This is a genomic window from Pikeienuella sp., from assembly GCF_046290545.1.
Classification (GTDB): Bacteria; Pseudomonadota; Alphaproteobacteria; order Rhodobacterales; family Rhodobacteraceae; genus Pikeienuella.
Map to the genome: position 1 here is coordinate 108758 of NZ_JBKAGV010000009.1, position 13080 is coordinate 121837.

The following is a 13080-nucleotide window of genomic DNA, read 5'->3' on the forward strand; positions in this document are numbered from 1 at the left end:
TCTCAACCGAGGCCGGGCTTGGGGCGGCCCTTCGGGGCCGGCTTCTTGCGGCCCTTGCCGGCGTCGCCGCCGTTTTCCGGTTCGCGGTCCGCCTCCATCCGGCAAAGCTCGATCTCGCATTTCAGTTTTTCGAGTTCGAGCCTGCAGCGCTCGACCTCCAGCTCCTTCTTCTTCAGCTCCGTATCCTCACAGACGGCGCAGGGGGAGACGAGGCCCTCGACATGGAAGCCCGTGGTGGCGATGCAGATCTCCTCCTCGAAGATCAGGCCGCCGCCGCCGGGATCGGCAAGATCGTCGATTTCCGCCAGCGCCGCATCGGCGCGCCGCGCCGCCTCCTCGCCCTGTTCGGCGCGGATGTCCTCGATCACCGCCCTCCGGCTCCGCTCCAGCGCGGCGGGGGCCGCGAACTCGCCGCGCACCACCGTCTCCCCCGGCGCGGGCGCGGCGCATCCCTCCCGCATCGGCGGCGGGGGCGCCGCGGTCAGCGAATGGGCGGGCGGCGGGGCGACGACGTCCAGCCGGGCGGGGGAGGGGCGGGCGACCGGGCTGCGGAAGGTCGTCAGCCCAGGGCGCGGAACCTCGTCCCCCGCGGGCGGCGAGCATTTGTGGACGACCTCGACAAGGGTGAGGCGGCGGGTGAGGCGCTTCGCCAGCTGGTAGAAATTGTAGGTGACCGGCTGGCAGGGATTCGGGTTCTTCACCTTCCGGACGGAGCGGTAGACGTTCTCCGCCTCGGCCTTCACGTCGATCGCGATCTCGTTCTTGGCGGAGACGCGGGCGGCGGATTTGGTCACAGTCTGCCTCAGCGTCTCCTCCAGCCGCGTCACCGCATCGCGATAGGTCCTCTGGCCCTTCCGCTTCTGGCCGAAGAGCTTGAAGTTGTTCTCCCCGACATGTTCGAAGAAATACTCGTCCTTCACCGAGGTCTCGTCCCTGACCGTCTCCTCGACCGTCAGCTCCAGCTCGGCGGCGACGCTGCGCTGGTCATGCAGGGCGCGGGAGAACCTGTCTCTCCGCACCTCCTCCAGCTCGACCTCCTCGCCGGGCAGGAGCGTGATCGAGAAGGCGTGCCGGCCGATGCCGAGGCCGACCTCGCAGGTGTCCCAGCGATACTTGCGCGTGACGACGCAAAAAAAGCCGTTCTCGGCGAAATAGCTTTCCTCATGCTCGAAGAAGCGGGTGACGCAATCGTCGCGACAGTCGATCAGCGGTCGTTGCTGATTCGGGATCGGGCATTGCTGAGCCATCAGACTCTCCATTACTCATGGTTTGTCTCTCCCCGGTCGGCAATTTTTACCTTCGCCGTTAGCCCACTGTGACTTGACCCGTCGCTCGCCCGTGCATTCGGCGTGAATTCGGAGCGACAGGCAGTGACCGGCGGGCGCCGCGGCCCTCCCCCCGTCGCGTTCGCGCGCGCGCCTGTCGGGTTCAGCCTTGTCGCCGACGGCCGACTGGCCTACGCTCTTTTCGTTCTGGTCCGGTGGTTCGCGCCGCCGGTTAAAAGGGAATCCGGTGAGGGGCTCGCCCCAAGGCCGGAACTGCCCCCGCAACTGTAAGCGGAGAGCGCGGTCGGCATATGTCACTGGGGCGTCCTGCCCCGGGAAGACCCGGCCAAGCGATGACCCGCGAGTCAGGAGACCTGCCGGAACGATCACCTTGTCCGGGCGCGGGGCGCGCCAGGGACTGCGGCTTGTCCGTAGCGGTGACGTTCACCGTCTGCGGCGGGCGAAGCCCTCCGAAGACATCGCAAGTCTCGCGGCGAAGCCGCGGATCGGAGGGTCATGAATGAAACGCATCGCCATGGTCGTCGCGGCTTTCGCCGCATCGCAGGCTCATGCCGAGGAGCAGGAGGCGCTCTCGCTCCGGCTCGATGACATCGTCGTCACCGGGGGGCTCACGCCCCTGCCGGCCGCGGCGCTCGGCCGGTCGCTTTCCGTCGTCACGGCGGAGGAGATCGAGGCGAAGGGGATCGTCTATGCGGTGGACGCGCTCCGCGCGCTGCCGGGCGTCGCCGTCAGCCGCACCGGGGCGCCGGGCGGAGTGACGACGGTCCGCATCCGCGGGGCGGAGAACACGCATACCCAGGTCTTCATCGACGGGGTGAAGGCCGCCTCGCCCGACAACCTGACCTTCGATTTCAGCGGCCTCCTCGCCGCGGATATCGAGCGGATCGAGGTGCTGCGCGGGCCGCAATCCGCGCTCTTCGGCGCGAACGCGATCGGCGGGGTGATCTCCATCGTCACGAAGCGGGCGAAGGAGCCCGGCTTCACGACGTCGGGCTCGGCGGAGGCCGGGACGGACGGCTCCTTCGGCGGCGACGTCGCGGGGCGCTGGCGGGGCGAGCGGGCGGGGCTTTCGCTCTCCGTTGCGCGGCGGGAGACGGGCGGCTTCGACGTTTCCGGCACGCCGGGCGGCGAGGATGACGGGGACGAGAACCTGACGCTGAGCCTGACGGGCGATCTCGACGTGGCGGAGACTTTCCGCCTCGGCGGGACGCTCCGCTATATCGACCGGACCTCGGAATTCGACGAGTTCAACTTCGCCGCCCCGGACCGCGCAGGGCTGGTGACGGACGCCGAGCTCGAAGGCGAGCGGAAGGAGATCTACGGCTCCGTCTTCGGCGAGGGGGAGACCTTCGGCGGGCGGGCGCGCCATCGGCTGACGCTCGGCTATACCGAGGTCAGGGACGAGCAGTTCGACGCCGGCGCGCGGACGAACGAGACGAAGGGCTCGCGCCGGCAGGCGCGGTTCCAGACGACCTTTGCGCTCGACGCGGCGAATGTGGACGCGGCGGACCACACGATCACCGCGGCGGTGGATTACGAGCGCGAGGCGTTCCGAAACACCGACCCCGCGCTCGTCTTCGACCCCTCGCAGCTCATCCTCCAGACGCGGGAGCAGTGGAGCGGGGCCGCCGAATATCGCGGGCGCTTCCTCGATGCGGTGGACCTGCAGCTCGGCCTCCGGCACGACCTCAACGACGATTTCAGGGACCGGACCACCTGGAGCGCCTCGGCCTCCTGGCTGCTGCCGAACCGGACGACGCGGCTGCATGGCTCCATTGGCACGGGCGCGCAGAACCCGACGCTGATTGACCAGTTCGGCTTTTTCCCCGGCTCCTTCGTCGGCAACCCGAACCTCAAGCCGGAGACGAGCTTCGGCTGGGATGTCGGCGTGGAGCAGACCTTCTGGGGCGGCCGCGCGGCGGTGGACGTGACGTATTTCCAGGATCGGCTGAAGGACGAGATCGTCAGCCAGTTCGACCCGGTGACCTTCCTCTCCACCTCCGTCAACCAGGCGGGGACGAGCAAGCGGCGGGGCGTGGAGGTCGCCGGGCGGGTGGAGCCGGCGGAGGGGCTGACGCTCGGCCTCACCTACACCTTCCTCGACGCGGAGGAGCCGAACGGGGACCGGGAGGTGCGCCGCCCGCGGCATGATCTCGGGCTCGAGGCGAGCTACCGCTTTGCGGAGGACCGGGCGCTGGTGGCGGTCGGCGTCAATCATGTGGCCGGGCTGAACGATCTCGACTTCACGGCGCCCTTCGTCGCCGGGAGCCAGATCGCCTTCGAGGACCGGACGGTGGTGAACCTCTCCCTCTCCTATGCGGTGACGGAGCAGGTGGAGGTCTATGGCCGCGTCTCCAACCTCTTCGACGAAGACTATCAGGAGGTGGACGGGTTCGATGCGGAGGGCCGCGTGGCCTTCATCGGGCTGAGGGCGCGGTTTTGAGGCGGGCGCGGGCGGCCCTCCTCGCGCTTCTGGCGCTCGCCGCCCCGGCGGCGGCGGAGCCTGAGCGGGTCGTCTCCGTCAATCTCTGCACGGACCAGCTCGCCATGCTGCTCGCGGCGCCTGGGCAGCTCGTCTCCGTCTCCCACATCGCGCACGATCCGCTGAGTTCGGCGATGCTGGAGGAGGCGCAGGCCTTCCCGGCGAATTACGGGCGGGCGGAGGAGGTCTGGCTCCTGCGGCCCGACCTTGTGCTCGCCGGCGCCTTCACGCCGGAGACGACGGTCTCCATGCTCCGGCGGATGGGCGTCCGCGTGGAGCGGTTTCCGCTGGTGACGCGGCTGGCGGACGTGCCGGGGGCGATCCGCGCCGTGGGCGCCGCGCTCGGGCGGGAGGCGGAGGCGGAGCGGGAGGCGGAGGCGTTCGAGGCGCGGCTCGCCGGGCTGAAAGGGCGGCGGGCGGGGGCGGACCCGCGCGCCGCGCTCTGGCGTGCGAACGGCTGGAGCCTCGGGCCGGAGACGCTGGCGGGGGACATTCTCGCCACCGCGGGGCTCGCCAATGTGGCGGCGGAGCTGGGGCTTGCGGCGGGCGGGCGCATTCCGCTCGAATCGCTGGCGATGGCCTCGCCCGATCTCGTCCTCTCCGGCGCGCGCTATCCCGGCGCCTCGGAGGGCGAGGCGATCACGTCGCATCCCGCGCTCAGGCATTTCCGCCGCGGCGCGGTGGAGGACAGGGACTGGGTCTGCGGCGCGCCCGCCGCGCTCCGCGCCGTCTCCGCCATGATCGAGGCGCGGCGGAGCCTCCGCGGCGAAGAGGTCGCGCGGCGGTGAGCCGGCTCGCGGCCTTCGGGCTCGGCGCGGCGCTTGTCGCGCTCTTTCTCGCCTCGCTTCTGGTGGGCCCGGCGGAGGCGGGGCCTCTGGCCTCGCTCCGCGCCTTCCTCTTCGGGGGCGAGGGGCCGCTGACCCTGGTGATGCGGGAGATCAGGCTGCCCCGCGCGCTCCTCGGCGCGATGGTGGGGGCGAGCCTCGGGCTCTCGGGCGCGGCCTTGCAGGGGTATCTCAGGAACCCGCTGGCGGAGCCGGGGCTCGTCGGCGTTTCGGGCGGCGCGGCGCTCGGCGCGGTGATCTCGCTCCAGACGGGTTTTGCGCTCGCCTTTCCGCTGGCGCTGCCGGCGGCGGCTTTGGCGGGGGCGCTTTGCGCCGTGCTGCTCATTCTCGTTCTGGCGGGGGCGCGGGGCGGGGCGCTGACGCTCATTCTCGCCGGAGTGGCGATCAGCGCGCTGGCGGCGGCGCTCGTCTCGCTGGTGCTCAATCTCTCGCCCAATCCCTTTGCGGCGTCGGAGATCGTGTTCTGGATGATGGGCTCGCTCGCCGACCGGTCCTTCGCCCATGTCGCGGTGGCGGCGCCCTTCATGGCGCTCGGCGTCGCGCTCCTGCTGCCGCTCCGGCGCGGGCTCGACGCGCTGACGCTGGGGGAGGATGCGGCGGCCTCGCTTGGCGTGCGGCTGGCGCGGCTCAGGATGATGCTCGTGCTCGGCGTCGCCTCGCTTGTGGGCGCGGCGACGGCGGTGGCGGGGGCGGTCGGCTTCGTCGGGCTCGTCGCGCCGCATCTCGTGCGCCCGCTGGTCGGCTCGCGGCCCGGCGCGCTCCTGCCGGCGGCGGCGATGGCGGGGGCGGCGCTGACGCTCGCCGCGGATGTCGCGGTGCGGGTCGTGGCGCCGGAGCGGGACCTGAAGCTCGGGGTGATGATGGCGCTGGTCGGCGCGCCCTTCTTCCTCCATCTCGTCTGGCGGCAGAGGGGGGCAGGGGCGTGACGTTGCTGTCTCTCACGGACGTGACGGTGAGGCGCGGCGGGGCGGCGGCGCTTTCGGGCGTGTCGCTGGAGGTCGCGGGCGGGGAATGCGTCGGGCTCCTCGGGCCGAACGGGGCGGGCAAATCGACGCTGATCCGCGCCGCGCTCGGGCTTGAGGGCTTCTCCGGGCGCTCCTCCCTCGCCGCCCTGCGCCCGGCGGAGCGGGCGCTGGCCGCCGCCTATCTGCCGCAGGCGCGGGAGATCGCCTGGGGGCTTTCGGTGGAGGCGCTCGTGGCGCTCGGGCGGCTGCCGCATGGCGAGCCGGATGCCGCCGGGCCGGAGGCGGTTGAGCGGGCGCTGGCGCGGATGGACCTTCTCGCCCTCCGCCATCGCCCGGCGACGCGGCTTTCGGGCGGGGAGCAGGCGCGGGCGCTGCTGGCGAGGGCGCTGGCGGCGGAGGCTCCGCTCCTCTTGGCGGACGAGCCGGCGGCGGGGCTCGACCCGGCGCACCAGATCGCGGCGATGCGGGTTTTCGCAGGGCTCGCGGCGGAGGGGCGGGGGGCGCTCGTCGCGCTCCACGATCTCGGGCTCGCGGCGCGGTTCTGCACGCGGGTCGTCGTCCTTTCGGCGGGCCGGATCGCGGCGGACGGGGCTCCGGGGGCGGTGCTCACGCCCGCGCTGCTGGCGGAGGTTTTCGGCGTGACCGCCTATTTCGCGGAGACGCCTTCGGGCCCGGTGCTGCAGCCGCTGGAGGCGCTCAGGTGATCGCGCTGGCGCGGCCCTGGATGGTCCTGACGCTGCCCGGTGAGATGCGCGTCCTCTCCTTCGCGCCGCACCGTCCCGGCTTCGTGCGCGCGCGCCGGATCGTCTGGCGGGAGGTGCGGGATGCGGACCTGACGGAGCACTTCGACGCGAAGGGCTGGCTCGCCGGCGCGCTGGCGGCGGAGGGGATGGCGGATGCGGTCGCCATGCTCACCTCCCGCCGGCTCGACGCGGCGCGGGAGGCGCGGGAGGACGGGGCCTTCGCGCTCGCCACCGTCGGGCTCGGCAATGCGGAGCGGATCGGGGCGGGGGCCGCGCCGGCGCCGCCGCGCGGTTGGGGGACGATCAACATCGCCGTCGTGCTGGAGGCGGGGCTCTCGGAGGCGGGGCTCGTCGAGGCGTTGTCGCTGGCGGCGGCGGCGCGGACGCGGGCGGTGATGGAATCGGGGCGTCTCATCGCCGGGGGGCCGGCGACGGGGACGGGAACGGACTGCATCGCCGTCGCCGCGCCCTTCGGCGAGGAGGACCATTGCGGGCTGCATACCGAGACCGGCCGCGCGCTCGGCCGCGCCGTCTTTGCGGCGGTCGCGGCGGGGGCGGCGGAGTGGATGGAGGCGTTCGGACATGCGCAGATTTCCCCCTGAACGGATCGTCTGCCTGACGGAGGAGACGGTGGAGACGCTCTATCTCCTCGGCGAGGAGCGGCGGATCGTCGGCGTTTCGGGCTACGCCGTGCGCCCGCCGCGGGTGCGGCGGGAGAAGCCGCGCGTCTCCGCCTTCGTCTCGGCGGACATTCCGAAGATCGTGGCGCTGGAGCCCGATCTGGTGCTGACCTTTTCCGACATCCAGGCGGACGTGACGGCGGCGCTGATGCGCGCGGGGCTCGCCGTCCACGCCTTCAACCAGCGGGACGTGGCGGGGGTCTTCGCCATGATCCGCACGCTCGGCGCGCTGATCGGGGAGCCGGCGAAGGCGGAGGCGCTGGCGCGGTCGCTGGAGGCGCGGCTCGCGGCGGCGCGGGCGGAGGCGCCGGCGAAGCGGCCGCTTGTCTGGTTCGAGGAATGGGACGAGCCGCTGATCTCCGGCGTCGGCTGGGTCTCCGAACTGATCGCGGCGGCGGGCGGGGAGGATTGCTTCGCCGCCCTTTCGCGCGAGGCGGCGGCGAAGGACCGGATCGTGAGCCCCGAGGCGGTGATCGAGGCGGCGCCGGAGGTGATCCTCGCCTCCTGGTGCGGGAAGAAGGTCAGGCCGGAGAAGATCGCCGCACGGCCGGGCTGGGCGGCGATCCCGGCGGTGAAGTCGGGGCGGATCGTCGAGATCAAGTCGCCGCTGATCCTCCAGCCGGGCCCGGCGGCGCTGACAGACGGGCTGGATGCGATCCGGGCGGCGCTCTTTCCCGCTCAGGCGCGCTGAAGCATCCGCCCGAGCATCCGCCCGCCGAGGATGTGGACATGGAGATGCGGCACCTCCTGCACCCCGGCCTCTCCGGCGTTCGAGATGAGCCGATAGCCGCCGTCGCCGGCGCCCGGCGTCACGCCAACCTTCCTCGCCACGGCGTCGATGGCGCGGGTGTAGTCCACGATCTCCGCGTCCGAGGCCTCGGCGGCGAAATGGTCGTAGTTCACATATTTGCCCTTCGGGATGACGAGGACATGGACGGGCGCCTGGGGCGCGATGTCCTCGAAGGCGAGGCTGTGTTCCGTCTCCAGCACGGTGCGGTTGGGGATCTCGCCGCGGAGGATCTTCGCGAACACGTTCTGGTCGTCATAGGCGTAGGGCATGGCTCTCTCCGGTCAGGAAGGGTTCGATCTCTCGCGTCATCGCCTCCGTAGCCTCCGGCCCGGCGCGAAGGAAGCGGGCGACGGCGATGGCGATCTCCTCGCGCCCCATGCCGGGGGCGGCGCGAATGGCGGCGCCGGGCGCGGCGGCCCGGAGGCGCGTCGCCTCCTCCGCGAATTCCGCCTCGAGCGCGGAGACGAGCGCCGCGCCCCCTTCCCCCGCCCCGAGAAGGCCGACGCGGCGCGCATGGTCCTCGTATTCGGCGGGGGTGAAGGGCGTCTCGATGCAGAGGATGCGCATCCGGCAATCGGTCGCCGCGAAATCCCGCGCCACATCGTCCCGTGACGGGTCGATGCAGAGCGCGAGGCGGGAGACGCCGAGCGCGTCGAACATCAGGCCGAGAAAGGCGCGGCGGTGGCGGCCGCGCTTGTCCTTCCCCGCCTCCAGGCCGCCGAGATCGAAGGGCAGGCGCCCCTCCTCGTCGAAGACATAGCCGAGGGCGGGGAAGCCGCCGGCCCGCCCCGCCGCCTCCGCCGCATGTCGGCCGACATGCCATTTCTTCGCGGCGATCAGCAGCACCTCCTTGCCGTCGTCCAGCGTCGCGCCGCGGCTCCAGAACCGTTCCCCCTGCCGCCGCCCGATGCGCCCGCGCCCGGCGAGATAGGCGTATTGCGCGCCGATCCGCTCCGGCCCCGGCGCGGCGCCGTCGCCCGCGGCGTAGAGATCGAGGAGGGAGCGGCGGAAGGCCGGGTCGAAGCTCGTGATCTTCCGCGCGAAGAAGCGCGGCTCCGCGAGAAGCCGCGCCTCATGGTCCCGGTGGAAGACGACGGGCATGCCGTAATCGGAGAAGATCAGGGTGGTGGGCGGATGCGAGGCGATTTCCTCCACCGGCGCGGAGTGGAAGGCGATGGTCTGGAACATCGTCTCGTCCGGGATCCAGGTGGTGCGGAAGAAGCGCTTCACCTCGGGCCGCTCTTCGAGGAAGGCGAGCATCCGCTCCACCGTGCGGGCCCGGAGCAGCCACCATTGCGAGCCGATCTTGGCGCGAAGGCCCTCCGGCGGCCGCCGCGCGAGGCCGAGGCGCTTCTGCACCGCCATCGAGCCGTAGAAGAGCCGCTTCTGCTTCCGCTCGTTGAACCAGTGGCGGTAGATCAGCCGCTCCTCCTTCAGGCCGGTCTTGATCCAGTCGCCTTCGAGGAAGTCGTTGATCTCGATGAAGTCCCGGTCATGGCCGGCGAGCGCGGCGCGGAGATGGGCGGCGGGCTTCGTCGGCAGGCAGTCGCCGCTCAGGAGGTAGTAATGCGTGACGCCGGAAAAGCCGGACCGCGCCGCCTCGATCAGGTTCAGCGTCGCCTGGCAAAGGGAGAACTCGCCCCAGCCGCAGGCGACGCGCTTCGCGAAGGCGACGTTCGGCTCTGCGGCGAACGCCTCGCGGAGCTTCGCGAACTCGGCCTCCTCCCCGTTCCGGTCGAAATGGATCGCCACCGCATCCCCCGCCGCGAGGAGCGCGCGGGCCTGCGCGACCACGCCTTCGGCGTCGCGGTGGCAGAGGAGGAGGAAGGCGATCTTCACGTCCATTCCGCCCTTATAGCGGGCGGCGGGCGCGGCGGAAGCGGCAGGCGCCGCCGATAGCCTGAACGATCAGAACTGCCGCGCACTCGCGATTGATGCGCCGGGCCTCGGTCAGCGGGCGTGCGGGGGAAGCCCGCAGAGGCCTCGCCCGTAGGCGAAAGCCGCAGGGCGATGGGCGCCAAGCCGCCGCGTCGGTCGAAGAGCCGCCCGCGGTCGCCGCGGCGGGCGCGGAAACGCGGCCGCCAGGGGGCGGCGGCCGCGGGCGGATCAGCCGCGGGTCTGATCCGCCGGGCGCTCCTGGCGACGGCGCGCAACACTGGGGCGGCCAGGCGGCTCCGAAGCCCGAAGTTCGCCTCTCCTCGTGTGATTGCGCGGCCCCCCGCCGCAGTCTATTGCTCGCCTCCAGCGGGAGGAAAGGCCGGCGATGGCACAGTTTCCGGGCATGTGGGTTTCGACGAGCGGGCGGCTCGCCTATCGCGTCATGCCGAAATGCGCCTGCTCGACCATCGGCCAGATCCTGCACTACGGCGACAGCGGCGCCTATTTCGACGGCGACATCCATGACGCCCAGACCGGGCTCCTGAAATGGGACCAGGAGGCGAGCCAGGAACGCATCCGCGAGGTGGTGGAGGGGCGGACCGCCTTCGCCTTCACCTGCGTGCGGAACCCCTATACCCGCATCCTCTCGGCCTTCTTCGACAAGATCTGCGGGCTGCAGCGGAACGGGCGGCGCTATCGCGGCAATCTCACGCCGCTCCTGGAGAAGCGCTATGGCGTCGAGGTCGAGGGGGATTTCGACCAGGTCGCCTCCTTCCGCCGCTTCCTCCTCTTCGTGCGGGACACTGTGCGGTTCCGGAAGCCGATGCAGGCGGATATCCACTGGATTCCGATGGCGAGCCATCTCGGCTGGTCGATCCGGCAAGGCTGCGCGGTGGACATGATCTTCTCCACCGAGCGGTTCAACGAGGGGATGAAGGCGGTGCTGGAGCAGGCCCCGCTCGCCCATCCGCTCGATATCGACGCGATGCCGCGCTTCAACGAGAGCGAGGGGCACGGGCCGAAGCGGGCCCATCCGGTGGAGGCCTATTTCGACGACCTCTCCACCTTCATCATGCACGACGTCTACCGGAAGGACTTCCAGCTCTTCAAATACGACCTTGCGCCGGGTTCGGGCGCGCCGCGGAAGGCGATCGACCCGGCGGAGGTGACGGCGCGTCTGCAGAAGAAGGCGGGGTGAGGGCGGCGCGGGCGAGCGTCGCCCGCTCGATCCGGTCAAGCCGCGCGAGCGCGGCCGCCTCCCCGCCCTCCTCCCTCAGCGCGCGGGCGAAGGCGCGGGCGGCGGAGGCCGGGCTCCAGGGCAGCGCCGCCTCGCTCAGCCAGCGGCGGAGCGGCGCCGGCAGCCGGTCATAGGCCCACATCGGGTCCCGCGCCCTCAGGCGGCGCTTCAGGCCGGCGGCGCCGAGATTGCCTGCGCGCATGGCCGGCTCAGGCGATGTCTACGACGAGGAGGAGCCGCGTCTCCCCCGCCCGGATCGGGGGGGAGCGATGGACGAGGCCGGTCGCCTCCGGCCCCGGCCAGCGCGCGCCGCGGAAGATCGCGGCGGCGAAGGCGGGCAGGCGGAAGACCGGGTCGGGGTCGCCCGCTTCGGGGAGCGCGCCGTATTCCGTCCCGCGCCCGCGCAGCGTCATCAGGAGGCGGGCGGGCACGTTGTCCAGATGGAAGCGGCGGCAGCCGTCATCCTCCACCACGTCGAGCCGGAGGCGGAGGCGCTTCGCGCCCATGATTTCGGCGAAGCGGCGCGCGAGGGCGGCGCACTCGGCGACCATGCGCGCCGCATGCTCGCCTTCGGGCGTCTCCGCCGCGGCGAGGGCGGCGCCGAGCGCGGCGGCGGCGGCCTCCGGCGGCGTCTCCGTCCTCAGCCGGGGGAGGCGTCCGGGCGGGATCGCCTCCACCCATTCCGCAAAGGCCGGGTCTTCCGCCCGCCGCCAGATCGCGGCGGCGACGCCCGGCTCCCGGATGCGGGAGAGGATTTCGGGCCGCTCCCCCGCGGCGACATGCGCGGCGAGGCCGCGGAGCGGCGCCGGCGCGTTCACGCCGCCTCCGCGCGCCGCCAGGCCGGGAACGGGTCGGCCATGCCGGACCACGCCTCGGGCGCGAACCGCTCCGCGGGGACGAGGCAGGCGTCGAGCCGCGCGCGGAGGGCGGCCTCGTCCATGCCGGCGCCGATGAAGACAAGCTCCTGCCGCCGGTCGCCCCAGGGCTCGGCCCAGTGGCGGCGCATGTAAGCGATTCCGTTCCGGTCCTGCGGCCAGCGCGCCTCGGGCACGGCGGCCCACCAGGTTCCGAGGGGCCGGACGGTCGAGAGCGAGCCGGCGAGGCTGAACTCGGCCACCCAGTCCGGCCGCGTGGCGAGCCAGAAATGCCCTTTCGCGCGGATCACGCCGGGAAGCTCCCCGTTCAGCGCGGCATGGACCTTCACCGGGTCGAACGGGGCGCGGGCGCGATAGACGAAGGAGGAGACGCCGTATTCCTCCGTCTCCGGCACATGGTCGGCGAAGCCGTAGAGCTCCTTCGCCCAGAGCGGATGCTCGTGCGCCTTCTCGAAATCGAAGAGCCCGGTGTCGAGCACGGCGCCGGGCGGGACAGCGGCGAAATCCGTCTCGATCAGGCGGGCGTCCGGGTTCAGCGCGCGGATGATCTTCCGCGCGGCGTCTGCCCGCTGCGGCCCGGCGTCGCTGACCTTGTTGAGGATCACGACGTCGGCGAACTCGATCTGCTCGACGAGGAGATCGACAAGGCGCCGCTCGTCCCCCTCCCCGGCCGTCTCGCCGCGGTCCGAGAGGAAATCATGGCTGGCGTAGTCGTTGAGAAGATTCGCCGCGTCCACCACCGTCACCATCGCGTCGAGCCGGGCGACGTCGGAGAGGCTATCGCCGTCCTCGTCGCGGAACTCGAAGGTGGCGGCGACGGGGAGCGGCTCGGAAATGCCGGTCGATTCGATCAGGAGCGCGTCGAACCGCCCCTCGGCGGCGAGGCGGCGCACCTCCTTCAGCAGGTCCTCCCGCAGGGTGCAGCAGATGCAGCCATTGGTCATCTCGACCAGCTTTTCCTCCTGCGCGGACAGCTCCGCCCCGCCGGCGCGGACGAGATCGGCGTCGATGTTCACCTCCGCCATGTCGTTGACGATGACGGCGACGCGCCGCCCCTCGCGGTTGTTCAGGATCGTGTTGAGGAGCGTCGTCTTCCCGGCGCCGAGGAAGCCGGAAAGGACGGTGACGGGCAGGCGGGGGTCATGGGCTTTCATCGGCGGCTCCTGTTTCGGGTGAGTTATGTTATCATATTACATATCCGTCAACCCGCTCCCCCCGACTTGCTCCCCCCGACTTGCTCCCCGCCGCCCCGCGCCTTATCTCGCCCGGCAAGCGGCTGCCCCGCCGAGCCGCGAGGGA

At 71.8% G+C, this 13080-nt stretch carries 13 protein-coding genes and 1 riboswitch; of the genes, 7 read left to right on the top strand and 6 right to left on the bottom strand.

The features are described 5' to 3' along the window. Positions 1-2: 2 nt before the first annotated feature. Positions 3-1247 (bottom strand): hypothetical protein, encoded by a 1245-nt coding sequence (locus ACE37J_RS07760; RefSeq protein ID WP_409709585.1) that lies wholly within the window; start codon positions 1245-1247, stop codon positions 3-5. Positions 1248-1456: 209 nt separating this feature from the next. After that, a riboswitch (cobalamin riboswitch) is annotated at positions 1457-1662 on the top strand. A 123-nt stretch (positions 1663-1785) separates the two neighbouring features. On the opposite strand from ACE37J_RS07760, the gene ACE37J_RS07765 reads away from it, so the two are divergent. Genes ACE37J_RS07765 through ACE37J_RS07790 form a run of 6 tightly spaced genes read left to right on the top strand, consistent with a single transcriptional unit; the run spans position 1786 to position 7692 of the window. Next, positions 1786-3729: a TonB-dependent receptor plug domain-containing protein gene (locus ACE37J_RS07765; RefSeq protein ID WP_409709588.1), complete on the top strand. Its 1944-nt coding sequence runs from the start codon at positions 1786-1788 to the stop codon at positions 3727-3729. Further along, entirely contained in the window at positions 3726-4556 is an 831-nt protein-coding gene (locus ACE37J_RS07770; RefSeq protein WP_409709591.1) for an ABC transporter substrate-binding protein, read from the top strand. The genes ACE37J_RS07765 and ACE37J_RS07770 overlap by 4 nt, the downstream gene beginning before the upstream one ends. Continuing rightward, a complete protein-coding gene (locus ACE37J_RS07775; protein WP_409709594.1) occupies positions 4553-5539 on the top strand; it encodes a FecCD family ABC transporter permease in 987 nt (328 codons plus the stop codon). Before ACE37J_RS07770 ends, ACE37J_RS07775 begins: the two co-directional genes overlap by 4 nt. Then, complete coding sequence (locus tag ACE37J_RS07780; RefSeq protein ID WP_409709597.1) at positions 5536-6282, top strand: ABC transporter ATP-binding protein; 747 nt, start codon at positions 5536-5538, stop codon at positions 6280-6282. Before ACE37J_RS07775 ends, ACE37J_RS07780 begins: the two co-directional genes overlap by 4 nt. Next, a complete protein-coding gene (locus ACE37J_RS07785; protein ID WP_409709600.1) occupies positions 6279-6923 on the top strand; it encodes an adenosylcobinamide amidohydrolase in 645 nt (214 codons plus the stop codon). Before ACE37J_RS07780 ends, ACE37J_RS07785 begins: the two co-directional genes overlap by 4 nt. After that, positions 6904-7692 carry a cobalamin-binding protein gene (locus tag ACE37J_RS07790; protein WP_409709603.1) on the top strand — a complete coding sequence of 263 codons (789 nt, stop codon included), beginning with the start codon at positions 6904-6906 and terminating at the stop codon, positions 7690-7692. Before ACE37J_RS07785 ends, ACE37J_RS07790 begins: the two co-directional genes overlap by 20 nt. On the opposite strand, the gene ACE37J_RS07795 is transcribed toward ACE37J_RS07790, so the two are convergent. After that, a complete protein-coding gene (locus ACE37J_RS07795; protein WP_409709606.1) occupies positions 7680-8060 on the bottom strand; it encodes an HIT domain-containing protein in 381 nt (126 codons plus the stop codon). The two genes, ACE37J_RS07790 and ACE37J_RS07795, sit on opposite strands and share 13 nt — an antisense overlap. Further along, positions 8044-9636: a DUF5928 domain-containing protein gene (locus ACE37J_RS07800; protein WP_409709609.1), complete on the bottom strand. Its 1593-nt coding sequence runs from the start codon at positions 9634-9636 to the stop codon at positions 8044-8046. Before ACE37J_RS07800 ends, ACE37J_RS07795 begins: the two co-directional genes overlap by 17 nt. Positions 9637-10054: 418 nt before the next feature. Here ACE37J_RS07800 and ACE37J_RS07805 point away from each other — a divergent pair, with 418 nt between their 5' ends. After that, entirely contained in the window at positions 10055-10867 is an 813-nt protein-coding gene (locus ACE37J_RS07805) for a sulfotransferase family protein (protein WP_409709612.1), read from the top strand. Here ACE37J_RS07805 and ACE37J_RS07810 read toward each other — a convergent pair. The 3 genes from ACE37J_RS07810 to ACE37J_RS07820 are packed head-to-tail and all read right to left on the bottom strand — an operon-like array spanning position 10776 to position 12935. Then, a complete protein-coding gene (locus ACE37J_RS07810) occupies positions 10776-11108 on the bottom strand; it encodes a DUF6525 family protein (protein ID WP_409709615.1) in 333 nt (110 codons plus the stop codon). The two genes, ACE37J_RS07805 and ACE37J_RS07810, sit on opposite strands and share 92 nt — an antisense overlap. A gap of 7 nt (positions 11109-11115) precedes the next feature. Continuing rightward, the gene (locus tag ACE37J_RS07815; RefSeq protein ID WP_409709618.1) at positions 11116-11724 is read right to left on the bottom strand and encodes a DUF1826 domain-containing protein; all 609 of its coding nucleotides are present in this window, start codon (positions 11722-11724) and stop codon (positions 11116-11118) included. Further along, entirely contained in the window at positions 11721-12935 is a 1215-nt protein-coding gene (locus ACE37J_RS07820; RefSeq protein ID WP_409709621.1) for a GTP-binding protein, read from the bottom strand. The genes ACE37J_RS07815 and ACE37J_RS07820 overlap by 4 nt, the downstream gene beginning before the upstream one ends. Between the last annotated feature and the right edge of the window lie 145 nt (positions 12936-13080).

Bases quoted from the DNA above. Each gene is read 5' to 3' on its own strand.
- ACE37J_RS07760 (WP_409709585.1), bottom strand. From the start codon at position 1,247: ATGGCTCAGCAATGCCCGATCCCGAATCAGCAACGACCGCTGATCGAC.
- ACE37J_RS07765 (WP_409709588.1), top strand. From the start codon at position 1,786: ATGAAACGCATCGCCATGGTCGTCGCGGCTTTCGCCGCATCGCAGGCT.
- ACE37J_RS07790 (WP_409709603.1), top strand. From the start codon at position 6,904: ATGCGCAGATTTCCCCCTGAACGGATCGTCTGCCTGACGGAGGAGACG.
- ACE37J_RS07795 (WP_409709606.1), bottom strand. From the start codon at position 8,060: ATGCCCTACGCCTATGACGACCAGAACGTGTTCGCGAAGATCCTCCGC.
- ACE37J_RS07800 (WP_409709609.1), bottom strand. From the start codon at position 9,636: ATGGACGTGAAGATCGCCTTCCTCCTCCTCTGCCACCGCGACGCCGAA.
- ACE37J_RS07805 (WP_409709612.1), top strand. From the start codon at position 10,055: ATGGCACAGTTTCCGGGCATGTGGGTTTCGACGAGCGGGCGGCTCGCC.
- ACE37J_RS07810 (WP_409709615.1), bottom strand. From the start codon at position 11,108: ATGCGCGCAGGCAATCTCGGCGCCGCCGGCCTGAAGCGCCGCCTGAGG.
- ACE37J_RS07820 (WP_409709621.1), bottom strand. From the start codon at position 12,935: ATGAAAGCCCATGACCCCCGCCTGCCCGTCACCGTCCTTTCCGGCTTC.